Annotated in this window: 22 protein-coding genes and 1 pseudogene; 15 read left to right on the top strand and 8 right to left on the bottom strand. The window is 47.2% G+C overall.

The window, feature by feature from the left end:
* Nucleotides 1-161 precede the first annotated feature (161 nt).
* Both NYE70_RS21880 and NYE70_RS21875 read left to right on the top strand, forming a co-directional pair.
* Nucleotides 162-1,244 carry a nucleotidyltransferase domain-containing protein gene (locus NYE70_RS21880; protein ID WP_290405698.1) on the top strand — a complete coding sequence of 361 codons (1,083 nt, stop codon included), beginning with the start codon at nt 162-164 and terminating at the stop codon, nt 1,242-1,244.
* Between the two features lie 127 nt (nt 1,245-1,371).
* On the top strand, nt 1,372-1,938 hold the full coding sequence (locus NYE70_RS21875; RefSeq protein WP_341048178.1) for a GNAT family N-acetyltransferase: 567 nt from the start codon (nt 1,372-1,374) through the stop codon (nt 1,936-1,938).
* Nucleotides 1,939-1,998: 60 nt separating this feature from the next.
* Here NYE70_RS21875 and NYE70_RS21870 read toward each other — a convergent pair whose 3' ends face one another.
* From NYE70_RS21870 to NYE70_RS21855, 4 genes are all read right to left on the bottom strand, one after another.
* Nucleotides 1,999-3,378: a WG repeat-containing protein gene (locus NYE70_RS21870; RefSeq protein ID WP_341048177.1), complete on the bottom strand. Its 1,380-nt coding sequence runs from the start codon at nt 3,376-3,378 to the stop codon at nt 1,999-2,001.
* Nucleotides 3,379-3,479: 101 nt separating this feature from the next.
* Nucleotides 3,480-4,079 (bottom strand): group-specific protein, encoded by a 600-nt coding sequence (locus tag NYE70_RS21865; protein WP_341048175.1) that lies wholly within the window; start codon nt 4,077-4,079, stop codon nt 3,480-3,482.
* Nucleotides 4,080-4,225: 146 nt separating this feature from the next.
* On the bottom strand, nt 4,226-6,652 hold the full coding sequence (locus NYE70_RS21860; RefSeq protein WP_341048173.1) for an MMPL family transporter: 2,427 nt from the start codon (nt 6,650-6,652) through the stop codon (nt 4,226-4,228).
* A gap of 25 nt (nt 6,653-6,677) precedes the next feature.
* Complete coding sequence (locus tag NYE70_RS21855) at nt 6,678-7,298, bottom strand: TetR/AcrR family transcriptional regulator (protein WP_247681867.1); 621 nt, start codon at nt 7,296-7,298, stop codon at nt 6,678-6,680.
* A gap of 347 nt (nt 7,299-7,645) precedes the next feature.
* Between NYE70_RS21855 and NYE70_RS21850 the strand changes: the two genes are divergently transcribed.
* The 6 genes from NYE70_RS21850 (at nt 7,646) to NYE70_RS21825 (ending at nt 13,061) form a co-directional block, all read left to right on the top strand.
* Nucleotides 7,646-8,554: a putative RNA methyltransferase gene (locus NYE70_RS21850; protein WP_341048170.1), complete on the top strand. Its 909-nt coding sequence runs from the start codon at nt 7,646-7,648 to the stop codon at nt 8,552-8,554.
* 49 nt (nt 8,555-8,603) lie between these two features.
* Complete coding sequence (locus NYE70_RS21845) at nt 8,604-9,182, top strand: DUF4256 domain-containing protein (protein WP_341048168.1); 579 nt, start codon at nt 8,604-8,606, stop codon at nt 9,180-9,182.
* 94 nt (nt 9,183-9,276) lie between these two features.
* Complete coding sequence (locus tag NYE70_RS21840; RefSeq protein WP_290405693.1) at nt 9,277-10,440, top strand: DUF4317 domain-containing protein; 1,164 nt, start codon at nt 9,277-9,279, stop codon at nt 10,438-10,440.
* 126 nt (nt 10,441-10,566) lie between these two features.
* The gene (locus NYE70_RS21835; RefSeq protein WP_290405692.1) at nt 10,567-11,220 is read left to right on the top strand and encodes a copper amine oxidase N-terminal domain-containing protein; all 654 of its coding nucleotides are present in this window, start codon (nt 10,567-10,569) and stop codon (nt 11,218-11,220) included.
* A 27-nt stretch (nt 11,221-11,247) separates the two neighbouring features.
* Complete coding sequence (locus NYE70_RS21830; RefSeq protein WP_341048166.1) at nt 11,248-12,096, top strand: restriction endonuclease; 849 nt, start codon at nt 11,248-11,250, stop codon at nt 12,094-12,096.
* Nucleotides 12,097-12,170: 74 nt separating this feature from the next.
* Nucleotides 12,171-13,061 carry a spermine/spermidine synthase domain-containing protein gene (locus NYE70_RS21825; RefSeq protein ID WP_341048165.1) on the top strand — a complete coding sequence of 297 codons (891 nt, stop codon included), beginning with the start codon at nt 12,171-12,173 and terminating at the stop codon, nt 13,059-13,061.
* 60 nt (nt 13,062-13,121) lie between these two features.
* Here the strand turns inward: NYE70_RS21825 and NYE70_RS21820 are convergent, their stop codons facing one another.
* Genes NYE70_RS21820 through NYE70_RS21810 form a run of 3 tightly spaced genes read right to left on the bottom strand, consistent with a single transcriptional unit; the run spans nt 13,122 to nt 15,992 of the window.
* Nucleotides 13,122-13,796 carry a hypothetical protein gene (locus NYE70_RS21820; RefSeq protein WP_341048164.1) on the bottom strand — a complete coding sequence of 225 codons (675 nt, stop codon included), beginning with the start codon at nt 13,794-13,796 and terminating at the stop codon, nt 13,122-13,124.
* Nucleotides 13,796-14,695 (bottom strand): WYL domain-containing protein, encoded by a 900-nt coding sequence (locus NYE70_RS21815; RefSeq protein ID WP_341048163.1) that lies wholly within the window; start codon nt 14,693-14,695, stop codon nt 13,796-13,798. Before NYE70_RS21815 ends, NYE70_RS21820 begins: the two co-directional genes overlap by 1 nt.
* Nucleotides 14,682-15,992, bottom strand: a complete 1,311-nt coding sequence (locus NYE70_RS21810) for a helix-turn-helix transcriptional regulator (RefSeq protein ID WP_211022882.1) — start codon at nt 15,990-15,992, stop codon at nt 14,682-14,684. Before NYE70_RS21810 ends, NYE70_RS21815 begins: the two co-directional genes overlap by 14 nt.
* Nucleotides 15,993-16,574: 582 nt before the next feature.
* On the opposite strand from NYE70_RS21810, the gene NYE70_RS21805 reads away from it, so the two are divergent.
* The 3 genes and pseudogenes from NYE70_RS21805 to NYE70_RS21795 all read left to right on the top strand — a co-directional run bounded on the left by NYE70_RS21805 (nt 16,575) and on the right by NYE70_RS21795 (nt 19,751).
* Nucleotides 16,575-17,690: a slipin family protein gene (locus tag NYE70_RS21805; protein ID WP_341048161.1), complete on the top strand. Its 1,116-nt coding sequence runs from the start codon at nt 16,575-16,577 to the stop codon at nt 17,688-17,690.
* Between the two features lie 35 nt (nt 17,691-17,725).
* Complete coding sequence (locus NYE70_RS21800; RefSeq protein WP_341048159.1) at nt 17,726-18,526, top strand: nucleotidyltransferase domain-containing protein; 801 nt, start codon at nt 17,726-17,728, stop codon at nt 18,524-18,526.
* Nucleotides 18,526-19,751 (top strand): annotated as a pseudogene (locus NYE70_RS21795) (RtcB family protein). Before NYE70_RS21800 ends, NYE70_RS21795 begins: the two are co-directional and overlap by 1 nt.
* 628 nt (nt 19,752-20,379) lie before the next feature.
* On the opposite strand, the gene NYE70_RS21790 reads toward NYE70_RS21795, so the two are convergent.
* Nucleotides 20,380-21,123, bottom strand: coding sequence for a glycoside hydrolase family 16 protein (locus tag NYE70_RS21790; RefSeq protein ID WP_341048157.1), 744 nt, complete (start codon nt 21,121-21,123; stop codon nt 20,380-20,382).
* 147 nt (nt 21,124-21,270) lie between these two features.
* Here NYE70_RS21790 and NYE70_RS21785 point away from each other — a divergent pair, with 147 nt between their 5' ends.
* From NYE70_RS21785 to NYE70_RS21770, 4 genes are all read left to right on the top strand, one after another.
* A complete protein-coding gene (locus NYE70_RS21785) occupies nt 21,271-22,191 on the top strand; it encodes an ABC transporter permease (RefSeq protein WP_211022877.1) in 921 nt (306 codons plus the stop codon).
* An 18-nt stretch (nt 22,192-22,209) separates the two neighbouring features.
* On the top strand, nt 22,210-23,094 hold the full coding sequence (locus NYE70_RS21780; RefSeq protein WP_341048156.1) for a carbohydrate ABC transporter permease: 885 nt from the start codon (nt 22,210-22,212) through the stop codon (nt 23,092-23,094).
* Between the two features lie 88 nt (nt 23,095-23,182).
* The gene (locus tag NYE70_RS21775; RefSeq protein WP_290405679.1) at nt 23,183-24,856 is read left to right on the top strand and encodes an extracellular solute-binding protein; all 1,674 of its coding nucleotides are present in this window, start codon (nt 23,183-23,185) and stop codon (nt 24,854-24,856) included.
* Nucleotides 24,857-24,995: 139 nt separating this feature from the next.
* Nucleotides 24,996-26,834, top strand: a complete 1,839-nt coding sequence (locus NYE70_RS21770; RefSeq protein ID WP_211022875.1) for a sensor histidine kinase — start codon at nt 24,996-24,998, stop codon at nt 26,832-26,834.
* Nucleotides 26,835-26,837: the final 3 nt, after the last annotated feature.

Here is a 26,837-nt window from a genome sequence, read left to right as displayed (position 1 = left end):
ACATTTTGGAATTGTGGATTTCAAGGACCGTTGGAATTAACATAAACTCTAATATTTTAAAAGGGAATTTTCTTTTATAAGGGAAAATGGAATATAACTCAAGCTGGTACGCCTATATAATGGAATCAGACCGGGATGGATGTGAGGGGAGGCAGAACTTTATGGATGATACTATCAGGCAAATGCTTATCGAGAAAAACGAAAATTTGATTCGTATGGTGATTGAACGCGCCAAGCGGGATTTTCCCGAGGACATTGCGATCATTGGGTTGACGGGGTCGTTTAATACAGGGGACTTTCATGAAAAAAGCGACCTTGATCTCATTATCATCAACAATACGGACCGCGGCTGGGGAATATCGTCGTGTTTTATACTGGGGGATGTTGGATACGATTTATACTGTACTCCGTGGGAAACCAGAATTGAAGCCGCCGCCAAGCTAGAGAGTGCGATGGTTTCGCATCTGATTGACTTGCAGATTTTATATTGCGCTAAGCCGGAGTATATGGAGAAATTCAATTCCTATAAACAAAGAGCGCTGGACACTTTAGCCAAGCCGATCGGCAGGGAGTGTATTGAGAGAGCGAAACAACACATTGATCTGGCGAAACAGGAGTATGCCAATACCTTGCTTTCGGAGGATCTTGGAACGGTGCGGTATGCTTCTTGCGAAGTTGTGTATAACCTGGTAAACGCATTGACCCATTTGAATAACACTTATTTGAAGCGTGGCATTAAGAGATACCTGGAGGAAACCAGGGAATACCGTTATATCCCTGAAAATTATGAACATAACTATATGGCCGTGATTGAGGCGAAAACGGTGGATGAAATCAGAAGCGCTTCTTTCCGGTTGCTGAAAAGCATGAATGACCTCTATCTCAGGATGGATAAGGAATTTGGCGTGCAGTCCCTCCCGACATTCGATAACCTTCGTGGTACATACGAAGAATTGTGGTGCAATTATCGCAACAAAATTATCGAAAGTGCTGAATTAAATGACAAGTCATACGCTTTTCATGCGGCGATGGGCGCTCAGAACTTCGTTGATGAAATGACAAAATCGATCGGGACGAAGAAAATGGACCTGATGCAATATTTTGATGCCGATGATCTTTATTTGTTTAAAGAACAATTCCTGCAGGCGATGGATGAATATCTGGATGAATACAACAAAGTCGGAAGAAAAGTGGAGCGATACGATTCATTTGAGCAGCTATATGATGAATATATGAAAATATAGCAATTTTTCATCATAAATTAGCAATATGCATGAAGAGGCAAACTGTGATGCAAGGTAGAATTATACATATCGATCTATCGATCAAGAAGAGGGTATGAATAATTCTACGGAAGGAAGCGGTAGCAGAGTGAACATTGAAGCGGTTTTCGGGCAGTTTCCCAACCTAAAATCAGATAATTTCCTATTGAAGAAGATTGAAGATCATCATGTGGACGAAGTTTTTGAAATTTATAACAATGACAAAGTATTTGAATACTGCGGCATCATCCCTAAATACAACAAAGCTACTGTGAAAAATATGATCGGCCATTTCGATAGAGATTATAATAAAAGGTCCAGGGTGAAATGGGGGATATTCGCCAATCCTGAACCCGATCGGGTGCTTGGAATTATTGAAGCTGTCGACTTTAATCAAAAGGTAAACGCAGTAACGGTGGGGTACTTTTTGTCGGAATCCAATTGGGGAAAAGGGATAGCTACCGAAGCGCTGGAAATATTAATAGACTTCTTGTTTACGGAGGTTCATGTCAACAGAATTCAGGCAGAAGTAATGCCTCTAAATGAGACTTCAAAGAAGGTTTTGTTGAAGAACGGCTTCATTAAAGAGGGAACATTAAGACAAGCCACGCTATGGGCAGGTAAAGGAATTATCGATATAGAGATTTACGGTATTCTGAAAGAAGACCTGGGATAGACCCCTCTAATAAAAAAAGAAGCAGCTCCTTTGTGGAAACTGCTTCTTTTTGAACTAAACTTATAAGTCTACCTCTTTGATAAATTCTAAAGTTTCGGTATTTATTAACACGTCAATTTCATCCAAGGTACTTGGATCCGTTACTCTCGCCCGAACAATTCTGTCTCCCAATCTGGATACAGAGCTTATTTTACGGTCTTCGCCGATCAACTCTTCTCCTTTTGTAGAAATCAACTTGTAATATTCGTTCCCCTCTTCCCAATGGGGTTCGTTGTAGTACAATGCTTCTTCTAATTGAATACCAACTACATTCTTATCCGTAATGGGGGTTCCTTTTAAATCATAGAAGTTCCAAGCACTTTCTTCACCGCTAGAACTTCTTGAAACAATAATGTCATCCTGGATGAGGAAATTCCCGCCCTCAAAAATAACTTCTCCATTCAATTTCACAATTTTATTTTTAACCATAAATTGATTGGAATCGGCTAGAGCTTTAGGTGTGTACAACTTCAAGTTAGTAGAGGATAGCTCACCGGCTTCTTCCTCAAATTCATCTTCTGACATCGGATAAGGGAATTCTCTGACTAACTCGCCTTGTAATGAGAATACCTTAATTTTATTGTCGAGTATGATGACAACTTGATCACCGATAACTTCATAATATTTATAAAAGTCATCGGACACTTCATTAAGAGCAAGAATGAAATCTATAGCGAATAATTGACCGTCTTTGTTATAAATCCCTTTGCTCGTTTTCAAGTACCCGTTCTTGAAGCTATCGATGTAGACAGAATCCTCCTCAGAATCTTGTCCTTCCGTATGTTTAGAAATTTCAAACAGCTCATTTCCTTCTTTATCAATAGCGATCGTGCGTGAGTTTTGCAAATCGTCGCGATCTTCCTCGATGGTTTCTACAATGGCAACTCCATCGGAGAATTGGTTTACGGAACGGTACTGTGGCTTAATGACCCATTCTCCCTTGGTATTCATATACCCCCATAGCAAACCTTCGTCTTCTCGGGCACGGTCGTCCTGAACGGATAATGCAATTAACCCGTCTTGAATGATCGGCGCATGTTCACCTTCGTAAATGACAAGATCATACTCCGTTTGGGAAAACGAAGGATCGTACTGAATGCCCTTGATTTCATTTGTCGGTTGCAGCATCCATTCATAGTTGCTGTCCATCATAGCATAATAAACATCGCCTTCACGTTTTAATTCAAATAGGATAACGTCTTCATTTCGATATGTATGGAGTTGCTCGATTTCGAAACCTTGTTCGACAAGCCGCTTTTTGGCTGTTTCTTCGTTTGCCTGTTCTCCGGTTTCTACTTGACTTACCTCGCTTACGGGATTTTGTACAACCTCTTCCTTCTGCCCACATCCTGCGATCAATAAAAGAGCCACGGATAGGGAGGCTAACACTTTACTTTTCATATGTTGTTCCTCTCCTGATGAATTATTAAAACACTATAAAAATATATAACAATCATAAATTTTAGTAAATTGCATTTTATCTTTTTTAGTTGTTAAGTCTGCTAAGATAATTCTTGATTACAGCAACTTAATAGCATTGGAATGATATCCTTGTTTTTCTTATACAGAAAGATGTCTTCTATTGGAAGAACAGCGTACCACGGAAGGATTTGTAATCTTCCTAAGGGGAATTTGTCATATACCAAACTAATCTTCAAACGCTTATCTTCTTTGATGGTTTGGGACATCTCTTGATAAATGCCAAGTATCTGGTTATCTAAAAAATGTTCAACGGCGATTCGGCCTGCAAGTCCATTCCACCAAGCTGAAAAGGATTTTATACTTTCAGAATAACCCATTTCCCCATTTAGGTTAGTTTGAAATAAGGGCCTAAAGAGGGCTTTATTATCTGTTAAGACTGCATTATGGTCAAAATGTCGATTAGTCGCAATGTTATGTAGTACATGTTCCCAGATCTCATTAAATCTAATTAAAAATAGTTCATCCTCAATGATTGCCCACTTAGATACATCAATATATGGAAATTTAGGAGTCATTCTTTCAACACTTTTACTGTTTAAATATGCGTTTTCTATATAGATTAAATAATTTAAGGAATAGGGAGCGTCACTTTCAATAACGAATGGGTTTTGTATTTGCAAGCCTGCTACCTCCGAATTTTGGTGTGGTTTCTACTACTTACCACATTTTATCATCAAGTACTGCTGAGTTTATAGTTTGAAAAAATAAGAAGGGCTCAAGAACCTAATAAGATTCTTGAACCCTTCTGCTTTTTAGATTTCTTTATTTATTTCTTGCCGTTACTTTGGGAGTCCACGGCATGCAGCTTGGCAATCAGCTTGTCGCCTTCGACATCCAGATTCGGAAGCAACCGGTCCAGCCATTTCGGAAGCCACCAGGCTTTGTCGCCAAAGACTGACATTACGGCTGGAACGAGCGTCATGCGGATGATGAAAGCATCGATCAGGATACCGAATGCCAGGGCGAACCCGATCTGCTTGATCATAGCGTCAGGTGCGAAAATAAAGCCGGCAAACACGGAAACCATGATAATGCCTGCGGCCAGCACGACACGGCTGGCAAGATCATAGCCGTGAACAACGCTTTCGTTGCCATGACGTCCGTGCACATAAGCCTCGCGCATGGAACTGACCAGGAATACTTGATAATCCATGGCCAGTCCGTACAGAATACCGGTGACCAGAATCGGCATAAAGCTGAGCAGCGGTCCTCCCGTGTCAAAGCCGAAGAGGGAGTGCAGCCATCCCCACTGGTAGACGGCCGTAGTCAGGCCGAAAGTGGCGAGGACGCTGAGGATAAAGCCGACCGTCGCTTTGATCGGAACGATGATCGATCGGAAAACGAGAAGCAGGATGATCAGCGACAGGATCACGATGATGCCAATATATACAGGGAATGCTTCGGAAAGCTTGGATGACATATCGATGTTGATGGCCGTGAAGCCGGTCACGCCGAGCTTAACATTGCTTGCCGATGCGAAGCTGGAATCGGGATCGCGCAGATCATGAACCAGATCTCTCGTTTCCGTATCGGTTGGGCCGGTTTTCGGAATTAGACTGATAATGGCGATATCACCAGTCTCGTTGACTCCCATTGGAGTCACAAGCGTGACGTTATCATGCATTTGCAGTTCCTGAATCAATTTGCCCAGACTTTCCATCGAAATTTTATCGGACTTATTTTTCGGCTCGGCTACCAGCAGTAACGGACCGTTAAAGCCTTCCCCGAAGCCTTTGGAGATGACGTCATAGCTTTGGCGCGCAGGGGTATCCAAGTTGGCCGAGGCCCCGGACGGAATACCAAGCTCCATTTTCGTTACCGGAATCGCTGCTGTTCCAAGCACCAGGACCACCAGAACAATAATGATCCAGCGGTATTTCACCGTAGCGTTTGCCCAGCGGTGCGAGAACCCGTGACGGGCTTTGTTTCCGGCGGCCGCGCTCTTGTTGCGGGCTTTGGTTGTGCAGATCCGTTCGCCGACCAGTCCCAGTAGGGCAGGCAGCAAGGTTAGCGCCAACAGGACGGTGACCAGAACGCTGACAGCGGCAACCAGAGCCATGGTCGACAAGAAGCCGATGCCGATAACCAGCATGCCGCAAAGTGCGATAATGACGGTCAGTCCGGCGAAAAATACAGCGCTGCCGGCAGTACCAACCGCCCGGCTTGCCGCTTCGCGGGCGCTTAATTTCTCATCGAGAATTAAACGGCGCTGGCGATTCACAATAAACAGCGAGTAGTCGATGCCGACCGCCAGGCCGATCATGACGGCAAGAATCGGAGTTATATCATTCATCTGGATGACGCTGGAGAGGGCAAACGCGCCTCCCACGCTGATCACAACGCCGAGGAGCGCGGTGATCAGCGGCAGCCCGGCGGCAACAATCGAACCGAGCGTAATAAACAGCACAACTGCGGCTACGGCTACGCCGATCGCTTCCGTGGATCCGATGGATGGCGTACTCTTCAGCGAATCGCTTGGAATGGCCGTGATGCCGGAGCCTGCTTGCTCAACTTCAGTAACGGCTTTGATCACGTTATCCGGGACGGAAGCAGGCAGCGATGTTTGCTGAACGGTAAACTGGAACTGGAACAGGGCGATGCTGCCGTCTGCGGACAGCATGACGCCTGGAACAGGGACGCCATTCGCCATGAGCGGGCCGTAAGGAGCCGCTTGGCCTGCGGCCGCGGTTTGTCCGGCTGCAGCTGCTTGACCTGCCGCGTCAGCTTGCCCTGCTGCGGCTGATGGGTCTGCCGCGTTTGATGGATCTACCGCAGCCGTTGGATCTACAGCCGCGCCTTGAGCGGCCGCGTCTGCTTGGCCTGCTGCGCCAGCTTGACCTGCGGCTGCAGCTTGAGCGGCGAGTTCCATAGGGTTAATGATGTAGTCCATGTTGTAGACATCATTGATAGCCTTCATGATCAAGGCTACACGTTCCGGCGTATCCAGACGTTCTCCGTCCGGAGCGGTAAAAGCGACGCTCGCCTGGCCGCCGGCAGCGGCAGGAAGCTCCTCAGCCAACATATCCAGCACTTTTTGCGATTCCGTGCCTTCGATTTTCATTTCGGAGCTGGATTGGATGCCATTGATGCCGAGTAGAGTGCCCACAACACCGAGAATGACGATCCAGGCCAGGAGGAAATACCATGGTTTGGAATAAGCCGATTTTCCTAATCGGTAAAGAAATGTTGACATATGATTTCTCCTTTATCTCTCTGAGTTAGAAGCCGTTGCGTAAATAAGCAAACATGGAATTCAAATACTGATCGAACGATATCGCATCGGGGCGAACATCTTGTGATTCGCCCGGCAGAAGGACGTTCAATCGCCCGTCCAGAATAGGCACGAACGCTCCGTAGACGGCACCGGCAAGAAGATGGGTATACCCGTCGGCATAACGACCTTGGGAGAACTGTTCAAGCACTTCCTGGGCAGCGGTCTGCAGGCGTCGCAACACGTTGAGAATATAGGGCTCAAGCGTCGGATACTGATTCGCTAACGATACAAACTGTCTCAGTTTGAATAGAAACTCGGAAGTAAACTGCAGCTTCAGCAAGCTGTACAGCGCATCGAGCGGGGTCGCATCCGGAGGCAAGCCCGCAAACTGCAACTTCGCATCTTCATTGGAGGAACTGCCTATAAAATAGGCCGCTACCGCTTCCTCTTTACACGAAAAGTAGTTGGCAAAGGTTCTGCGGGAGTAGCCGGCCTGCCGAACGACGTCTTCGACGATGAATCCGTCCATGCCTCGTTCAAGCGCAAGCCTAAAGGAGGCCTCAGCCAAAGCATAGGCGGTGGCTTCCTTTTTTTTGTCGCGCAAATTGGTTGGCTTGGAGTCCAAGATCCATGCGCCCTCCTTTCTTGAATTCGATATATTAAACCTGAACTTTATTTAATATAATATATTATTGCCCAATGGGCAACATTGCACAATGGGAAACCAAACATTTTAAAATGGGAATTCTTAATCTTACACAAACCATATCCTTCTAGATATAATGTTAAGAGGTGCGCTACCGCATCTCCCGGATTCTTCTATAGGAGTTGTTATCGATGATCATCAAATTCATTCGTTTACGTTAATGATAGGTACAGTATTGTAAGCTCGGCATTTTTTGAACAAGGATGCTTGGGTTTATTTAACTGTGCCTTTTTCATTTACTAATACGAATGAATGAGGTGTTCTTTGTGTTGTCCAAAAAAGGGAAGTTTACCGCCGCACGTCTTCTCTCAGAATATGAACATATTTTTATTTGCCCTATCTGTTTGCATTCCATGCAGGTTGTAGATTTAAAGAGTTTAATTTGTTCCAACCGTCATTGCTTTGATCTGTCAAAGAAGGGATATGTAAACTTAACAACCCACGCTTTAAAGACTAAATATGATAAAAAACTGTTTGAAGCCCGAAAGACAATTAGTGACAAAGGCTTTTTTGAGCCTCTGATGACCCGGATTTGCGATAACATCCTAAGAGAATTAAACCCATCCGATCCAATGGTAAAAATACTGGATGCCGGGTGCGGCGAAGGCTCGCATTTATCCGATATTCAGCACAAGGTTAAGATGGCACAATCCGAATGTAATCTGTTAGGGGTAGGCATTGATATTTCTAAAGAAGGCATCCATATGGCCTCGAATTTGTCTTCCAAAACCATCTGGTGCGTTGCCGATCTCGCAAAGCCGACGTTTGCGGATAAACAATTCAACTTTATTCTAAATATTTTATCGCCATCTAACTATTCCGGCTTCCAGAGAATCCTTCAGGATCAGGGAATGGTAATAAAGGTGATTCCCGAAGCCCGCTACCTCCAAGAGTTGAGAGGGATATTCTATAAAAGCACGGATAGGGATATCTACTCCAATCAAAAAACGATGGAGCTGTTCAAACATCATTTTGATCTGGTTGATATTCAGCGTGTTCAATATGGTGTGAATATGGACCGTGAAGATATTAAACAATTGGTTCATATGACTCCATTGTCTTGGGGGGCGACGGAAGAGTTAAAAGAGCATGCATGGAGTCGGATTAAGGGAGAAATCACTTTTGATTTTTCTATCTTGCTTGGCTCTCGATCACAAGAAGCAAACCGCCGATAAATCTGGTAGTATGGATTTTGGACAGACATTTTTGAAGGGGGAAATGAACATGGCGACGAGTTCCAACGGCAACGAAAAAGCGTTGTCTCCGGAACAGCATGATGGACTGCTTCATACACTGAAGACACGGTTTGATAAAAATATGGACCGCCATCAAGAACTTGAATGGGCTGGTGTACAAGCCAAGCTCGAAGCTCAACCGGAAAAGTTATGGTCCCTTCATGAAATGGAGCGAACCGGCGGCGAGCCGGATGTCGTTGATCATGACAAGCAGACGGACGAGTACGTTTTTTGCGATTGTTCGGCGGAAAGCCCCAAGGGTCGTAGAAGCGTGTGTTACGACCGTGAAGCGCTGGAATCGCGGAAAGAGCATAAGCCACAAGATAGCGCGATAGACATGGCGGCTGCGATGGGTATCGAGCTTTTATCCGAAGAACAATACCGGGAGCTGCAGAAGCTTGGAAGCTTTGATTTGAAAAGCTCGAGCTGGGTGAAGACACCCGATAATATTAGAAAACTTGGCGGCGCCATCTTTTGTGATCGTCGCTATGATACGGTCTTTGTGTACCACAATGGAGCAGAATCTTATTATGCTGCCAGAGGATTTCGCGGATTGCTAAGGGTCTAGATCCTGGCGGAGGCCGATGGACGCTTGCTTTTTTAATGACAAAATAGGATCGATAGGAACCGCCAATTTACTCGTAGGAGATGTCTGACGAACCATGATGAAGAAAGAAGTCGCACATATACGGAAGCAATTTAAGCTGGATCACGATTTAATGAATATTTTCGACATTCTCAACGTGTATATTATGAAGGATAGCAACGAGATCTATCATTGGGAACGCCTGCCGTTTGGCCTGGTTGATAGGGAGAAGCAGGAATTGCATATGGGCAATTTCAAGAAGCTGCTGACCGGGGAATTGGATCAAAAGCTGTTTGAATTAAAATTTCAAGAGGAAGCAGAAGATCCGACGCGAGTGCTTCTTCACCAAGGCTTAGTGACAGGGGACCCGGACGAATGGCAGGATCTGATGCTGCATTTGGTGGATAAAATGCTGGCTGACACCCGCTATGAAAAGGATACGGTAATCACTTTCGTTCGCGGACAGTACTATCGTCCGACCAAGGCCCGAAATGAAGAAGCCGAGGAAACCGGTAAGGACGAGATGTTTGCGCATCCGTTTATTTTATGCAGCGTGAATTCCACGGAGCAGCAACGTAAAACTCTCCTGTTTGACTATGTGGAGAGGGAATTTAAGTACAATGTCATGGTAGATCCGATTATCAAGCTAAGCTCGCCGGAGCAGGGATTCTTTTACCCTAGCGTGACGGACAACAGTTCCGATGTGAATCGTATTCTCTATTGCACGGGGAGAGCGAATGATCCGGATCTGCATTTCATCGAGCAGGTTCTGAATGCCGAAAAGTCCATAACTGCGCAGGAAGAGAGAGTCTACTTCGAAGATATCGTGAAGGAAGTGGCAGGCGAGGAACTGGATGCGGCTACTCTCTCCAATGTGTATGAGGAAATCTACCAGGTGATCGAAACCCACGAGGAGGAAGAACCGCCGACGTTGGATTATAAAGATGTGGAACGTGTGCTGTCGGTAAGCGGAGTAGAGAACGTGACATCGGAAAAAGTGGAACGGGCGTTTCAAAATATCATCGACGATAAATACTATGAAATGAAGGCTAGCAGTGTTATGCCGAAATTCACTTCGAAATCGATCAAGATCGATACGAAGGTGGCCACGATTTCGATCAGCCCGCAAGATTTAAAGTATGTGAAACAAGTGAATTTTCAAGGCAGACGATGCCTCATGATTGAGGTCGACGAAGATGTTATGGTCGAAGGATTTACGCTCACCACAGAGACTTTATAGTAAATAGCAATTAGGGAAGCGCCTGATCTCAGAATCGGGCGTTTCTTTTTTTGAGTTGCCCGTATACCATCTTAAGGTTATGCTACTCTATATAGGTATATTTTACTAAAAAGGAGTCGATGATCTATGAGAAAAATATGGGTTTCTGGTTCCCTAGCTCTATTATTAATATTCTCTAGTATGTCTGTTATCTCTGCGCATCCAGGCAGGACGGATTCCAAAGGTGGGCATACCTGCAAGACAAACTGCACCAAATGGGGATTGGAATATGGAGAGTACCATTATCACAACGGCAAGGGCTCATCATCTAAGGGTTCCTCATCCAAGAGTTCATCTTCCTCCAGTTCGAGCACTAAATCTTCTACTACACCTAAGAGCTCCACCTCTAAAAAAAGCTCCACCCCAAAACCATCAACGCCTGCTTATAAGGAGTCCGGGCTTGAGGTTTACGTAAATGGCGAGAAACTCAGCTTCAGCAGCCAGCCTGTAATTTATCAAAACACCAACCTTGTTCCTTTGCGCGAAATTGCTGAGGGACTGGGAGCTGCAACTACTTTTGATAAAGAAAGCGGTACGATTGAAGTAACTAAAGGAGACCGTAAGGTCACGCTTACTCTTGGAAGCAAAACGGTGTTCTATAATGGCACTTCCGAAACAGCAAGTGCAGCTCCCAAGGCGATTAATGGCACTACATATGTTCCTGCCCAAGTTTTCGCCAGAGGATTAGGAGCAAGCATCGAATATAAATCCAGCAGTAACACGCTTGAAATTTCAATTTAATTAGGCTGGGAGGGTAGATTAACATCAATGGCCAGAACTTACTATGCAGAAGGCAGACAACTCGCTTATGTACTAAGAGGCATATTTATTATTGGGGGACTGACGCTTTACTTTAGCATCCCAGGACTACACTGGGGGTTCTTCTTCGGAATTCTACTTGTTTCTGTTTTAGTAGCTGAAATCCTAGGGGGAATGTGGACTCGGAAGAGACGAAACAAGAAAAAACAGAGAAATAAATCGACGAAACTGCAATCTGTTAATACAGGTACAACAAGACGGTCGAGTAAGAGTTGTAGAAATGATGCGACTATATTAACCAGTCGGTTGGATGATTTATCCGGGGCCGAATTCGAGAGGTTATTAGCTCTTTACTTCCGCGACCAGGGATACACTGTGAAAGAAGTAGGTGTAGGCGGAAATGACGGTGGAGTAGATCTTGTTATTATCGATAAACGTGGCGAAAAGACTGCGGTACAGGCTAAGTGCTACGCTGATCATAATCATGTTTCCGTGACGACTGTGCGCGAACTGGTTGCGGCAAAACGAAATCATGACTGCATTCTTTCACTGCTCATAACCACATCAGATCTCACTCCTCCAGCCAAAAAGGAAGCTGAACAGTTCAAAGTCGACTACTGGCATGGTTCGCTTGTTGAGCAAAAGCTAAGAACTTGGGGGAAATGGCAACCAAGTAATAAACGTCAAAATAAAGGCCAGACAAAAACGAATCTCGCGAAAACTCAAAAGAACGTTGTTGCATCAAGTACTCTGACTTGTAAATGTGGTGCCCCAATGGTACGAAGAAAGAGCAAACAAGGCGTTGAATTTATGGGGTGTAGTAATTTTCCAAGTTGTCGAAATACTAAAACTTTATAGATTCGAGGAGAGCACTTCAGTCCATACTCGTAGTAGTATTAATATTGTAAAAAGACACAGAAACGGGTGAGGACATGGAGAATCAAGAGTTCGTATCGGATAAAATCAAACTGGACAATTACAAAGTATTTGCTTTGCTTAGCCACTATCTAAATAACGCTCCAGACTATATAGATAAAGAAGAAATGGATGAGGTCATAAACAGCGGCGTATCTTCGGAATATGCGTTTAAGCTGATCTTGGCTGCCGCGTTTGGGCTGGATGTGGTTGAAAATGCGGGCGATAAGGAATTGTTCAACAAGTATTTCGACCGGATGATTCATAAACTGGATGCTAACGAATATTACGAGAACGCCTATTATAAGAACATCAAGATCCTGAGTATTAAAATCGGCAAGAGCGAATTAAAGTATGAACAATACAAGCCTTTTGAAGGCTTTGTGTGCAATGATATCCTCCGAACGGAAGAGGGGCGGCAAATCCCTCAAATCGGATTTTTCGATACGGAATTCAGATTTCCGGCAGTACTGGAAAACGACCGAATCTGGATGACGATTACGCCGAATGAAATCGAAACGATGAGGGAGCCGATCGATCAAGCATTCGGTCATGTACTTACTTTTGGACTCGGGCTCGGCTATTATGCCTATATGGTTTCCGAAAAAGAGAACGTGGAGAGCGTTACGATTGTGGATCTGAATAAAGATGTGATCGAGCTGTTTCAAACACATGTGCTCCCGCAATTCAAGCATGCACATAAGATTAATGTCATCCAGGCAGACGCTTTTGAGTTCGCCCAGGAACATCTGTCTAAGGAGAAATATGATTTCGTGTTCACCGATTTATGGCATGACGTTTCCGACGGCATGGACATGTATTTGAAAATGAAAGAGATTGAGAAGAATAGCCATCCTGATACGGTATTTACGTATTGGATCGAAAAGTCGATCTTGTGTTATATGTAGTTTACTGCCTGATGCATCGTAAGATTTGTGGATTTTAAGACTAAAAGACACTCGGCGACATTAACCGAGTGTCTTTTTTCTTGAGTCGGGCGAAGTGATCTGATAAACCTCTCCGCACAACCTCCCTCGAATCTCTAGCATCTCACCTACCGACAAATCGGGAATGTCTAATCCCTGGATAAGAATCTCTTGTTCAAGCCCTTGAACATAGAGTGGAAATGCCAATTCGCCCGTATCATATTTAAATAATCTTCGGACTTGCCCGATCACGATATGCTCGGATCTTTCTCCAATAAGCTGCAAATGACGATCGGACGATTTATCGGGCTGGGAAGGGGGCGGGCTGACGCTTTTATCTAACTTCTTGTAATCTAAAGGGCTAAAGGATACGTTTTTCATATACAAGGAGACGACCAACCGGTCTTGAACTTTTGTCAGCTCGGTACGTTCCCCTTCACGGGCAAAGTCCCCTGGGCAAAAGTATTCGAATTGAAATTCGTAGGGGAGCTTTGTTTTAGTTACCGTTAAATCCCGGACATTTCCGCCTAGTCTGACCTGGGTAATTACGCACTCAAATTTATCATTTCGCTCCAGGTCCGCTCGTCTCTCCAGTATTTTACGTTCAAGCGTCTTCAAGTAATACTCCGCAAAGGAGTCGCTGATCTTACGTATTCCTTGTCCATGACAGGTATCTATATAATACAACTGGCCGGCGGATTCGCCGGAAACCACCATTACAATATAGTATCCGCACCCGTCATGATGCAGGGTAAGCGTGCCTTGCAATGCATCTCTATAGAGTTGATTAAAATACTCCTCAGCATCGTCATTATCCATATCGTCAACCAAATCATTTTCGTCTTGGAAGGCCTTGTTGCAGGTATCCGCGCTAAATGGACGGCCTCCAATACCCGGACCCGTTTCCCGAGAAAACGAATCTTGGAGAGTAAATACTCCATTTCATCCCCGAGTAAAGAAACCTTGATTTGATAGGTATCTTTCTCTTCATCGTACGCCACGCTTTTTTCGAAGCTGGAGAAGGCGTAAAGAATGCGGGACAGCTCTTCGTTATATACACGGACAATTTCGATGATTGCTTCGCTTTTGCGTGAATCCAGCGTTTTGCCGATTATCTTCAGAATGTTCTCCGCTGCTGACGGCTCGATAGGTTCTGGCAGGGCAGAATGGATTTTGTTCAGCCTGGTGCTCATGAGGGCGCGATGCCGGGTATGATACCAGAGCAAGTACCACTCCCGTTTGACCATCGAGTACTCCAGTTTATAAGGAAACCCGGAATGTTCGGTCTTCACCCGGCCCCCCTTAATTTCATACGTGATGCGGATGCCTGTTTTATTCATGATCAAACGCCGCAAAGACCGCAGGAGGGGATGGTAGACCTGTTTTTCCATGGTGCGGGCTTTTTCGATCAAATGGTGGGATATGTCCATAACCTGATCCGGCTCAAGAGCGGAGCGCAGCTTATCCAACGTGTCCGCCGTGAAAGCTTCCGCCGCCGCGGGATGTTCGAGCATCGTCTTCAGCCAGGCCCGTTCATGCGAGGTGACCATGAAGGTGCCGGAGTCCTCCAAGCGGGAAATGATCTGGTGATTGAATATTTTCTCAAACAGATTCATAGTATGCCTGAATCTCCTTCCATTCGTCTATCATTTGGCGGCGCAGCGAAACGGGTTCCAAAACCTCGCAGCTGGAGCCGAAACTGCGCAACCACGGCTTGATCTCGGTAGTCCCGTTTACGGTGATTTCATAAATAAAGCAATGCTCATCTTCATACACAATCTGTCCCCATTGTCCCTGCAGAATGACCCTCTCTTTGACGAAGTTCGGTTCAGAGCCTCCCGGATTATAGAAACGAACGCGTACCTTCACAGGCCGTCCGGTATCGATCAGCCAGCTATATCTGATTTTCTCGGCGAGTTCATGTTGCTTTTCCGCATACCAAGTCTCATCTACGGATTCATCCTCTTCGATTTGTGTGATTCCCTCCATACGGTATTTCCGGATCCCTTCCCGTCCGTAAGAAAGCAAATACCATCTTCCATATTGATGGTCGTATACCAGTTTAAGCGGAAGCGTCTTTTGGGTTTTGCCATTTGTGTCCCGCTCAAAGAGAGGATTGGTGTTCTTGGAGGCGTAGCTTTTTTCGGATTTGGGCGAAAAGTAAAGAAAACGGACTTTGCGGCGGTGACGGATGGCATGAAGGAGCGTGAACAGATGCGCCTCATCCAAGATTCGTGAGTAATAGTGGTACTTGTATAGAAATGGCTCTACGGCATGCTGTTCAAACTGATTGCGCGAAAGCTGCTTCTTGAGCCCGTCACGCAGCAGATACCCTTGTACGGAAGGAACCTGTGTGTTCGCCATCACATCCACAAAATCATACAAGTCGATAAGCTCTTCATCGGATAGAGTCCGTACCAAGTCGTCTTTAATACGGTAACGGTACGGACGGGGCCCCGGATCTCTTTTGATGACGCCGACCTCTTCCAAGTACTTGAGATCCGACCGAATGGTCTTCTCGTCAGGCATAGGAAGTCCTGAAGGCAAGCTGCTGCAGCAGGTATCCAAGAGTTCCATTGCAGTCAAGGCCTGATCATTCATCGCAGCTAACAGCAGCGAGATTCTTTGACTCTCGGACTCCTTAACGGATTTAGCGCGAAACAGGAACAAGAGCAAAGGGTCGGTGGAGTCATAATAACTGAAGCGAAGGGACTCGGAAAAATCCTTGTTCTGTTCCTGCGGCAAATGCGGATGCATGGAGTTTACGACTTCTTTGAGCCTTCGGATTGTTTTATCAAAAGTGTGGACGGAAATACCCAATCTCTCCGCGAACTGTTGTCTGCTAAAAGCACCGCTTGTCAGCACTAACATACGCAGAAATTGGATTTCTTTATCAAAGCTTTCCTTAGCCAAAAAGATATCCCCCGTTCGAATAAATCATCTTCTTCCATTGTAGCAGAGGGGAGAGATTTGGGTGAGATGGAAAATTATTATCCCGGTCGTAATACTTTCGCCATGTTCGGTCAGTTAGAAATGAGCGATTATATAAACAGTTCTTATGCGGGCGGTCGTAACGAGGCGAGGATATCGGTTTATCCCGCAGTGCCGTACATATTATGTCGCGGTATCCTGTACGAACCCAATCGGTAAGAACTCCATTTGGGGTTCGATTCCCCAATCGCCTAGGGAGCGATTCTGGTAGAGCACTCGACTTCCAATCGAGCGAAAATTGAACAAAGACCAAAGGAAGGAATCCCTAGCGGCTAGCAGGAGCGCACTGCAGGAAAGGCTTTGCAACCCGTGGATACCGGTGGCGCGCAGCTCCGGGGAACTTTACTCGGATGGAGGAGTAAGCAGGACGATTGAAGTCGGATCATCCTTCTGAATCTCATATCCTTGCAAATCACCCGCAGATCGCCCAGCTAAAACGAGGTTCCGCCTGCACCTCAGTGGGATTCCAAATCCATTGGTCAAACCATGAAGGGAGTAATTCATATGTTTAAAAAAGTTATCATTCAAGCTGATGAGCGCGGTTTGCTTTTTCATAAAGGAAGTTATACAAAAAAGCTTAATCCGGGGACTTATCACTTTTCGGTCTGGTCGCAAACTACGGTTGTGATCATGAATATCACGGAACCGTTCGTTGTTGAAGGAAGAGACTTGCAGCTGTTTCTCCATGACGAAGCTCTTGTGCAAGAACTTGATATCGTACGGGTACAAGATCATGAGTATGTCCTGCATTATGAAGACGGTCAATTCGTGCAACTGTTGAAGCCTGGCGTCTATGCTTTTTGGAATATACTGAAAAAGAATGCCTTCTTGCACACGGATATTAGACAGCCCGAGCTGCCTGCCGAGATCGACCGTTCGGTTCTGACGAAGCTTACGGCTTATGTGCAATCCTGCGAAATTGCGAATTATGAAACCGGGTTTTTATTTTATGATCATGTTCTGCAACGAGAGCTCACACCTGGAAAATACTACTTCTGGAGAGGTCCCGTTTCGATCGTGGTCAAAACGATGGATATGAGGCAGCAGCAAATGGATCTTATCGGCCAGGAGATCATGACGGAAGACAAAGTGTCGCTGCGTTTGAATTTCGTTTGCCAATACAGAATCATAAAGCCGCTGCGCGCCTTGGAGATCAAATCGTTCGAAGAGCAAATTCATATCCAGCTTCAACTGATGCTCCGGGAATATGTCGGAACTCTTAAATTGGATGATCTTTTGAAACGGAAAGAGGACGTCGCATCGTTCATCCTGTCCCGTTTACATGAGAAGAGTGAGGAGTATGGGGTGCAATTTCTGGGTGCGGGAGTTAAGGATGTTATTTTACCGGGAGAAATGAAAGATATCCTAAATACCGTCCTGCTTGCGGAGAAGAAGGCCCAAGCGAATTTGATCACTCGCCGGGAAGAAACGGCATCGACCCGAAGCTTGCTGAATACGGCGAAGTTGATGGATGAGAACCAGACGTTGTTCCGGTTGAAAGAGCTGGAGTTTTTAGAGAAGATATGCGAAAAGATCGGTTCGATCTCTTTAACGGGCGGCGGGGATCTGTTGGAACGTTTAAGCTCACTTATTGGTGAGAATAAGGCGGCAAGCAAATAATGAACATCACAGGGGTTTGGTGAGGAGGGTTTTATATGAGCAGTAGTTACCATCAACAAATATTGGCTTCACTGGAGCGGATTGAGCACGAGGAAAACGTCCGGATCCTGTATGCATGCGAATCAGGCAGCCGGGCGTGGGGTTTCCCTTCAAAGGATAGCGACTACGACGTCAGATTTATTTATGTCAGGCCTTTAGATTGGTACCTTTCGATATTTGAAAAACGGGATGTTATCGAGCGCCCGATCAGCGATATGCTGGATATCAACGGGTGGGATTTGCGCAAAGCCTTGAACCTGTTCCGTAAATCGAATCCGCCGCTGCTCGAGTGGCTTCAATCCCCGATTGTATATAGGGAGAACCATGTGATTGCGGATCAAATCCGTCGCATTGTGCCGCTCACCTTTTCCCCGAAGTCATGTATTTACCACTATCTGCACATGGCAAAAGGAAATTATCGGGAGTACCTCCAGGGTGAACGGGTAAAAATCAAAAAATACTTCTATGTCCTTCGTCCGCTATTGGCTTGCGAATGGATCGAAAGACATGATACCATGCCCCCGGTAGAATTTGACCGGCTGGTCGATGACCTAGTTCCAAAGGACAGCCAGCTAAAAACGATGATCGACGGATTGCTTGTTCGTAAAAAGGCAGGCGACGAGATGGATTACGAACCGAGAATCGAGCCGATCAACGTATTTTTGGAGGATAGAATACAGTATTACGAAGAGATGGCGGCGAGCATGCCCCCGTCTGGCGGGGACCAAAGTCAGCGGCTGGACGATCTGTTCCGGACTGTGTTAGAGGAAGTATGGGGAAAGGATTGGAGAAACTAATGACTTATCAAAATATAGACGGAGTGCGGGTTTGGGGAAAGCCCGATGATGGAGCGCTGGCTCAAGCGAAAACGTGCGCGGAAACCGGCAATGTAGTTCAAACTTTGCTGATGGCGGATCATCATAAAGGATACAGTCAGCCGATCGGCGGAGTTGTCGTTTATGACGGGCAAATCTCTCCTTCCGGGGTCGGTTATGATATTGCATGCGGAAATAAAGCGGTGAGAACCAACTTATTCGCGTCGGATATGAAGCCTGACTTGGCGCGGGTGATGGATCAGATTGCCCGTAAAGTCTCCTTCGGGATCGGTCGGGTCAATCATGAACAGGTCGACCATGATCTTTTCGATGATCCGGATTGGGCAGTTTATAAGGCGGTAGGCAGCCAGGAACACGACAAGTTGAAGGCATTGGCGCAAAGTCAGCTGGGCACCGTCGGCAGCGGCAATCACTTTGTAGATTTGTTTGAAGAAGCGGGAACCGGACGTTTGTGGATCGCGAATCATTTTGGAAGCCGGGGATTTGGGCATAAAACGGCAAGCGGTTTTCTTAATCTGGCTGCCGGCAGAACATTCCTTGCGAGCGCTCCCGGTGAAAAGATGGATCAGCCGCCTGTGCTGCTTGATCTGAACAGCGAGCTGGGCGATATGTATTACCGGGCGATGAAGCTGGCGGGACGGTACGCGTATGCCGGAAGGGACTATGTGATTCAACAGGTGCTGGCTATTTTGGGAGCGGAAGCGGACCTTGAAGTGCATAACCACCATAACTATGCATGGAAGGAAACGCATGACGGCAAAGAAGTCGTCGTTGTCCGTAAAGGGGCGACACCATCCGCGCCCGGCCAGGTTGGCTTTATCGGCGGCAGCATGGGGGATATTTCCGTGATCGTAAAAGGGAAAGACAGCATAGAGAACCGGGAGGCTTATTACAGCACGGTGCACGGAGCCGGGCGAATCATGAGCCGGACCCAGGCTGCCGGTAAAATGAACTGGAAATCCCGGACCCGCAGCGCGGTGAAATTAGCACGGAGCAAATGATGGAGGCGGTTCGAAGCTTCGGCGTAGAATTGCGCGGAGCAGGAACGGACGAGAGTCCTTTTGTATATCGGAAGCTTCAAGAAGTGCTGGATGCGCATGCCGAAACGATCGAGGTTATGCATGTTTTGAAGCCGATCGGCGTTTGTATGGCCGGGGCGGATGAGTTTGATCCGTATAAGGACTGATGCCTAGAGCATCAGTTCCAACTCCTGTGTAATGAAATCATTAGAAAACTCCATGATGGAGGTGTCTTTAATCGCGGTGACGTTTATTAATTTGCTCTTCCCAAATGTATGACGCGAGAAATCAGAGAACTGTCAGGTATGGCACCTACGGTTTGCAACGATAATACAAGCCCACCAGTTTTGGTTAAGCTGGTGGGCTTATTCTATTGTTGAGAATACGAAAATGAAGAATCGGTCTGGGTTCTTACCTTAAGCCAAGACATCCTCGGCCCTTTAGAGGATCACGTTCTCCTGATATTGTCTTGCTCTTTTTAACATAGCTGTTATCTCCAGCGCGATTCAAGGACGTGATAACTGTAAAACCTACAGTTAATTTTCTGCAGTATAAGCCTTTTCGGACATTAACTGTAAAACCTGCAGCTAATCCGTCGTTATCGGCTCTAATTGAGCAAATAAAGTGAAAATAGCTGTTGGTTTTACAGCTGTTTTTGAAAAACGGGGGCAGACGGTCCAATTAGCTGGAGAAAATACAGTTAATCTTTCTATCTTACCTGTTTAACTGACTTGCTTAGCCTAAGGACCCGGAGGCAGCACCGGACTTTAGGCCGTTCGCGAAAAGGATAGGAACCTACTCATACACCCAAATCCCCGCAACCGTCATCTTCGCCGGCAGCGCTTCTTCATCCACCGGCACATTGTCATACCAGCCGCCTACTGCCAGATTAAGTACCAGGTAGAAAGGGACGTCGAACGGCATCAGGCCTGGCAGTAGACTGCGCTCGGCGTAGCAGTTCCCGTCCACCAGCCAGCGCATGGAGCTGGCATCCCACTCCAGCGCATAATCGTGAAACTCGTTAATGGATCCCGATTCAAACCGATGGGAGAATTCCTCGGTGACCTTATGATCCCAATCCTTTCCGTAATGAAGCGTGCCGAATACTTCCTGCGGCAGGCGGCCTTTGGCTTCAAGCATGTCGATCTCGCCGGAGGCGGGCCAGAAGCCATGAATCTTATCTTGAGGGAGCAGCCAGATCGCCGGCCAGAGGCCTTGACCAACAGGCAGTTTGGCCCGGACGACCAGCTTGCCGTAGCAAAAGGAGAAGCGGTCCCGGGTGTCTATACGGGCGGAAGTGTAGGCGAAGCTCCGTCCGTCCGTTTCGGTCGTCTCGCGGTGCGCACACAGGTTCAAACCATTTTCATCGATATACAAGTTGCCGGGATTTCCCGTATAAAACTGCTGTTCTCCGTTTCCCCAGCCGGGGGCTAGAATATGGCCTTCATCGTCCAGCAAATCGTTGCCAAGGCGGATGTTCCATGTGCTCAAATCAGCCCCGCTATGTAAGAAATCCTGTTGCCATATCAGCTTGTTCATCCTTTGAACACTCCTTTCATCTACCCTTAGCATATTGAAATTTAACGGCGGGTCAAACGAATCCAAAATAATGGGATAGGGTCAAAAATCCTGGCCTTTTTTTCCTATGTCCGTTCTCATACGATGAAAGGGAAGGAGGCAAGGCATATGTTCCAACATAAAACTGGACAGATAAAAACCTTTTTAAGACAGTGGCAACTGCAAAGCATGGTTATCCCCGGGATTGTCTGGATGTTTATTTTCTGCTACATCCCCATGTTTTGGCTGATTATTGCATTTATGGACTACAACATCGCAAAGCCCATGATGGACTCGCCCTTCGTAGGGTGGAAGCACTTCCAGGACTTTGTGACGGATGACCGTTTCTGGCGTTCGATCCGCAATACCCTGGGAATGAGCAGCATTAAGCTGATCCTGGGATTTCCGATCCCGATTTTGTTCGCTCTGCTGCTGAATGAAATCCGGAGTCTTCGCTTTAAGCGTACGGTGCAGACGATTTCGTATTTACCGCATTTCATCGCCTGGACGATCTTTGGCGGGATCATGCTCAACTGGCTGGGTGAGGGCGGCGTGATCAATCAATTGCTGATAGCGATAGGAGTTCAAGATCGGGAAATTTTGTTTAACAGCGAGCCTAAGTATTTCTGGTGGATTGCCTTTTTTTCCGATACGCTCAAGGAAATGGGCTGGAGCGCTATCATCTATATCGCCGCCATCTCCGGCATTGATCCCGGTTTGTACGAAGCGGCGGAACTGGATGGCGCGGGCCGTTGGCAGCGAATGTGGCATATCACCATTCAAAGCATCCGTCCTACCATTTCCATCTTGTTCATTCTCGCGGTCAGCGGGTTGCTCGGCAGCAACTTCGATCAGATCTTTATGTTGAAGAACAACATGAACATGAAGATGGCGGAAAGCCTGGATCTCTATATCTACAACATGGGCTTGGTATCCGGACGTCACTCCTTCTCCACGGCCGTTCTGTTTGCCCGCTCCATTGTGGCATTAGGACTGTTGTTCCTGGCCAACTTTTCCTCCAAAAAACTCAATGGCGAAGGCATTTTTTAAGAAGGGAGAGAATGATCCATGGAAATGCGGAGAAGATTCCGGCGCATCAGCGTGTTTACGATATGCAATACCTTGCTGATGCTGGCGGTTTGTTTTATAACGCTGTACCCGATGTATTTTGTGCTTATTAATTCGTTTAACGCTCCGGAGCAGGCCTTGTTGGGCACGGTCAACTGGTTTCCCAAAGCGGTGTCGCTGGACAGTTATCGCGTGGTATTCAATGACGAAAACATGATGAACGGATTTCTGGTCACCACTTTGCGTACCGTGATCGGGACCGTGGTACACGTGCTGTTTACCGCCATTGTGGCTTACGGCATGAGCAAATCCAACCTGATTGGCCGCAAGGTATATATGAAAATCGCCTTGATTACGATGCTGTTCTCGGGCGGGCTGATTCCTACATTTATCCTTATGACCAAGCTGGGCTTGTACGATAACTTTTTGGTTTTCATTATTCCTGCGATGTACACGTTTTTCGATATGGTCATTTTCATCAGCTTTTATCGCACGATCCCGGAAAGCCTGGAGGAGTCAGCCAAGGTAGACGGCGCGTCGGATTATGGGGTATTGTTCAAAATTGTACTTCCCAATAGCATGGCGGTAATAGCGACCATAGCGCTTTTTGCAGCCGTATATCACTGGAACGATTACTATCAGGGCGTACTGTACATCCGCTCGCAGGAAATATTGCCGCTGCAAACGATGCTGTACAAAATCATTGCCGAGAATTCCATGTCGTTCATGCAGCAGCAGGCCATGGCTCAGTTCGGGGCCAAGCTGCCCGGCAACTCTATCAAGTTTGCCTCCATGATGGTGGCCACGCTGCCGATTCTGGCGTTCTATCCCTTTATCCAGCGCTATCTGGTCAAAGGCGTTATGATCGGCGCAATTAAAGGGTAAGCGTCATCGGTCTGACTAAGCCAAGGCTTGGAGGGGCGGATGATTCATATACAAAATCCATTGGAAATAAAGAAAGGATGATCATGCAATGAAACACAAACGTATGAAGAAAAGCTTGGCGGTCATGTTGGCTGTAATCCTGATGCTGAGCTTGGCGGCTTGCTCGGGGTCCAAGAACAACGCAAGTACGTCTAACTCCGAGCCAGCGGACAACAATGCCAAACCCGAGAATACCGCGGTCGAAGCTAAGCTTAATCCGGAGGAACCTGCCTGGAAGCTGGATACCAGCCCTGTGGATTTATCCTGGTTCGTAGGCGCTTCCTGGTACGGCCGTACTTGGGGAGAGAGTCTGAACTCCAAGTATATCTCCGAAAAGACAGGCGTGAACGTCAAAATTGAAGTTCCATCCGGCGAAGCTAACGAGCACATTACCCTGATGATGACTTCCGGCAAGCTGCCGGACTTGATTACGATGGGCTCTTGGGAAACCGCTGTCAAAAAGCTGTGGGAAGGAGATCATGTGTATGCCTTGAATGAACTGGCGGACCAATATGATCCCTACTTCTTCAAAGTGGCCGGCGACGGTACGCTGAAGTGGTATAAACAAGAGAACGGCAATACCTACGGCATTCCGAACGATTCCTATAGCCCGAACCTGATGCATGAAACCGGCATGACCGCCGCCAACCAAACCTTCCTGGTACGGAAGGACCTCTACGAGGAAATGGGCAGCCCGGATTTGACCACGCCGGAAGGTTTCCTGAACGCCCTGCAAACGGTAAAGGATAAGTATTCCAAGTACAAAGGACAACCGATCAGTCCCTTCTTTGCCCAAGGGAACGTGCCTTACGGGATGAGCGAGTACCTGCAGAACCTGCTGGCGATTCCGTTTGAAAAAGACGGCAAAGTGTACGACCGTACGACGGACCCGGATTATGTCACCTGGTTGAAAACATTCCGCACCGCCTACGAACGCGGCCTGATTAACGTGGACTTCCTGGTGGATTCCGATACCCAGGTAGAGGAAAAAACGAACAATGCCCGCTACTTCATGATGGTCCGCGAATGGACCGGGATGACGGCCGTCAACCCGATGCTGGCCGCGAGCGAGAACCCGGATTCTTACTACATCGCCGTAGACGGTCCGCAAAACAGCAAAGGGGACACGGCGAAACTGTTCCCGGGCAACATGGACGGCTGGATGGTGACGATGATCAGCAAATCCTGCGAAAACCCTGAACGTGCGATCCGCTTCTTAACCTATTTGGCCAGCGAAGAAGGCCAACGGGATTTGTTCCTTGGCAAAGAAGGCGAAACGTGGGAGAACGTAGATGGCAAACCGCAGTTGAAAGCGGATATGGTGCAATTGCTCGAAACCGATATTGAGAAGCTTGAAAAAGAAGTGGGCATCATGGATACCTACTGGATGATGCGCAACCCGGTTATTGTCAATCAATGGAGACCGGAGAAAGCGCCTGTCATCAAGCAGATGGAGGACTTCGCCAACGCGCAGGCCGATATTGACGGCGGCATCTATAAGGGCCTTGATCCTCTCGGCGATTCCGAAGTAGCCGTAACCTGGTCGCGTATCTCCCAGAACTGGGAAGAGGTGCTGCCGGAGCTGATTACCGCCAAGGATGAAGCCGCTTTTGATAAAATTTTCGAGAACTTCCTTGCCCGTCGCGCGAGCTATGGTTTTGACCAGGTGATGGAATACCGTCAGGCCGAGCTGGACGCTAGAAAGTCCAAAATGGCGGAGTAAATGGCTGCCGGTCACCCAAAAGGGTGACCGGTATCCCTGCTTTTGCAGTTGTCGACTCTTATGCGAGCGATAAAGTGGGTTACCTGCCGGCCGGTTTGTAATATATAGTATATTACAGAGGTAGGGAGGGGCATTTGTAATGAAGATTCTGCTGACGAAAATGAGAAAGATCTACCGCAATTCCCGTATCTCTCAAAAGTTATTTCTGGCATTTAGCCTGCTGATTGCCATCCCTGCTATTGTCGTATCCTTTTTATTTATCCGGATTCAGGAAACTCAGCTGTACAAGGATGCGATGGCGACTGGAAGCAGCCATGTCTCGCGGATTAATGAGAAGCTGCGCAGCAAAATGGATATTATTGAAAACGCTTCCTCCACGGCGCTGACGCAAAAGTCCTTCGTGGATTTCATTCATTCCAATATGCTCGGGGACGGCCTGCGCCTGGTGAAATTCAGGCAGAATCAATTTGAGCAGATGCACAACATTATCCAGAGCAACGAGATGATCAGCGAGCTCAGTTTTTATGTCGACAATCCGAACTTGTATGAGATCTGGCCCGAAATCTATCATTACGACAGGTTTTCCCCGCAGGATTACTGGAAGACGCTTCGGGAAGAGGGCGGTTCGGCGTACCGCATATTCGCTTTTCGGGAGGGGGAAGATACGCTGTCCTACTACCGGCTGGTTCGCCTTCAAGGCCAACAGCAGCAACTCCCCAGCATTATGGAGATTCGCGCCTCACACAGCGTGTTTTTTGGCGATCTTCTGGAGGAGACAGGGGGCGATTTCTTTTCTGTAGTGATGGAGGGAAGCGCGCCTTACCGCTATATTTACAATCCCCGGCATACCTTTTCGCAAGCGGCGGGGGATAAGCTGGATGAAATCCTGATTCACATTCACGGGCAACTGAATGCGCTGGAGCAGGATCGTCCGGTGAAGGTCAAAATTGACGATAAAACCTATTATGCGGTGTACCGATATATTGCCCCGCTCGACGCCTATGTCGTGGATGTCGCCTCCCACCAGGCGTTAATGAAAGGCCCTCGCAGTTGGTATGCGTTGGTCGTTGTGATTACCTTGAGCGTAATGCTGTTGATGATGCTCCTGGTTTCGCATACGACAAGACGCTTGTTCCGCCGCTTGGACAGCGTACTGTCCTCCATGCGCAAGGTACGGAAAGGCCAGCTCGACGAGAAGATCGATACCGGGCTGGACGAAGATGAAACCGGCGATGAAATCGATGAGGTAGCCGTCACTTACAACAAAATGCTGGATGAGATCAAGCAATTGATGACCCAAGTGGTGGATAAACAGCTGATCGCCAAAAATGCGCAGCTGCACTCGCTCCATTCGCAAATCAATTCGCATTTTTTGTATAACGCGCTGGAAGCGATCCGGATGCAGGCGGAGGTACAGCGGCAGCCCGTTATCGCCGATGCGCTGGTGTCGTTAGGCTCGCTGCTGCGGTATAGCATGAAATGGAACGGCGATACCGTGGCCCTCGGAGAAGAGCTTGCGAACATCGGGAGCTATGTTAAATTCATCAATTTCATGGAAGGCGGCAACGTCCGGTTGACGGCGGATCTCCCTCAGGAGGTGCATAGCTATGCCATTCCTAAGATGTGCATGCAGCCGATCGTGGAGAATGCCGTTCATCATGCAGCTCCTCCGGGCGGCAAGCTGCATATTCAAATTACCGTATGGGTGGACAATAACAGTACATTGATCATCGAAATCTTCGATGACGGCACGGGAGTCGATCCGGAGACGCTGGCCGACCTGCAAGCCGTGCTGCAAGGGGATTCGGACACGCCTATTATTGCCGGTAAAAACGGGCTAGGTCTGGAAAACGTACATAAACGGCTGCAGCTCCATTATGGCAAAGGCTTCGGTCTTTGGATCGACAGCGTGCAGGGATCCTATACCTGCGTAACCATACGCTTGCCTTGGGAAAATGTGAATCTTGGAGGGTGGTAAGGG

The sequence above is a fragment of the Paenibacillus sp. FSL R5-0407 genome, from assembly GCF_038009185.1.
GTDB lineage: Bacteria > Bacillota > Bacilli > Paenibacillales > Paenibacillaceae > Fontibacillus > Fontibacillus vini.
This window is presented reverse-complemented; position numbering and strand designations above follow the sequence as displayed.

Excerpts from the sequence above, each read along its gene's own strand:
- NYE70_RS21860 (WP_341048173.1), bottom strand. The coding sequence starts at position 6,652 with ATGTCAACATTTCTTTACCGATTAGGAAAATCGGCTTATTCCAAACCA.
- NYE70_RS21845 (WP_341048168.1), top strand. The coding sequence starts at position 8,604 with ATGGCGACGAGTTCCAACGGCAACGAAAAAGCGTTGTCTCCGGAACAG.
- NYE70_RS21805 (WP_341048161.1), top strand. The coding sequence starts at position 16,575 with ATGTTTAAAAAAGTTATCATTCAAGCTGATGAGCGCGGTTTGCTTTTT.
- NYE70_RS21785 (WP_211022877.1), top strand. The coding sequence starts at position 21,271 with ATGTTCCAACATAAAACTGGACAGATAAAAACCTTTTTAAGACAGTGG.
- NYE70_RS21815 (WP_341048163.1), bottom strand. The coding sequence starts at position 14,695 with ATGAATCTGTTTGAGAAAATATTCAATCACCAGATCATTTCCCGCTTG.
- NYE70_RS21870 (WP_341048177.1), bottom strand. The coding sequence starts at position 3,378 with ATGAAAAGTAAAGTGTTAGCCTCCCTATCCGTGGCTCTTTTATTGATC.
- NYE70_RS21835 (WP_290405692.1), top strand. The coding sequence starts at position 10,567 with ATGAGAAAAATATGGGTTTCTGGTTCCCTAGCTCTATTATTAATATTC.
- NYE70_RS21830 (WP_341048166.1), top strand. The coding sequence starts at position 11,248 with ATGGCCAGAACTTACTATGCAGAAGGCAGACAACTCGCTTATGTACTA.
- NYE70_RS21775 (WP_290405679.1), top strand. The coding sequence starts at position 23,183 with ATGAAACACAAACGTATGAAGAAAAGCTTGGCGGTCATGTTGGCTGTA.
- NYE70_RS21770 (WP_211022875.1), top strand. The coding sequence starts at position 24,996 with ATGAAGATTCTGCTGACGAAAATGAGAAAGATCTACCGCAATTCCCGT.
- NYE70_RS21790 (WP_341048157.1), bottom strand. The coding sequence starts at position 21,123 with ATGAACAAGCTGATATGGCAACAGGATTTCTTACATAGCGGGGCTGAT.
- NYE70_RS21880 (WP_290405698.1), top strand. The coding sequence starts at position 162 with ATGGATGATACTATCAGGCAAATGCTTATCGAGAAAAACGAAAATTTG.
- NYE70_RS21820 (WP_341048164.1), bottom strand. The coding sequence starts at position 13,796 with ATGGTGGTTTCCGGCGAATCCGCCGGCCAGTTGTATTATATAGATACC.
- NYE70_RS21840 (WP_290405693.1), top strand. The coding sequence starts at position 9,277 with ATGATGAAGAAAGAAGTCGCACATATACGGAAGCAATTTAAGCTGGAT.
- NYE70_RS21825 (WP_341048165.1), top strand. The coding sequence starts at position 12,171 with ATGGAGAATCAAGAGTTCGTATCGGATAAAATCAAACTGGACAATTAC.
- NYE70_RS21780 (WP_341048156.1), top strand. The coding sequence starts at position 22,210 with ATGGAAATGCGGAGAAGATTCCGGCGCATCAGCGTGTTTACGATATGC.
- NYE70_RS21800 (WP_341048159.1), top strand. The coding sequence starts at position 17,726 with ATGAGCAGTAGTTACCATCAACAAATATTGGCTTCACTGGAGCGGATT.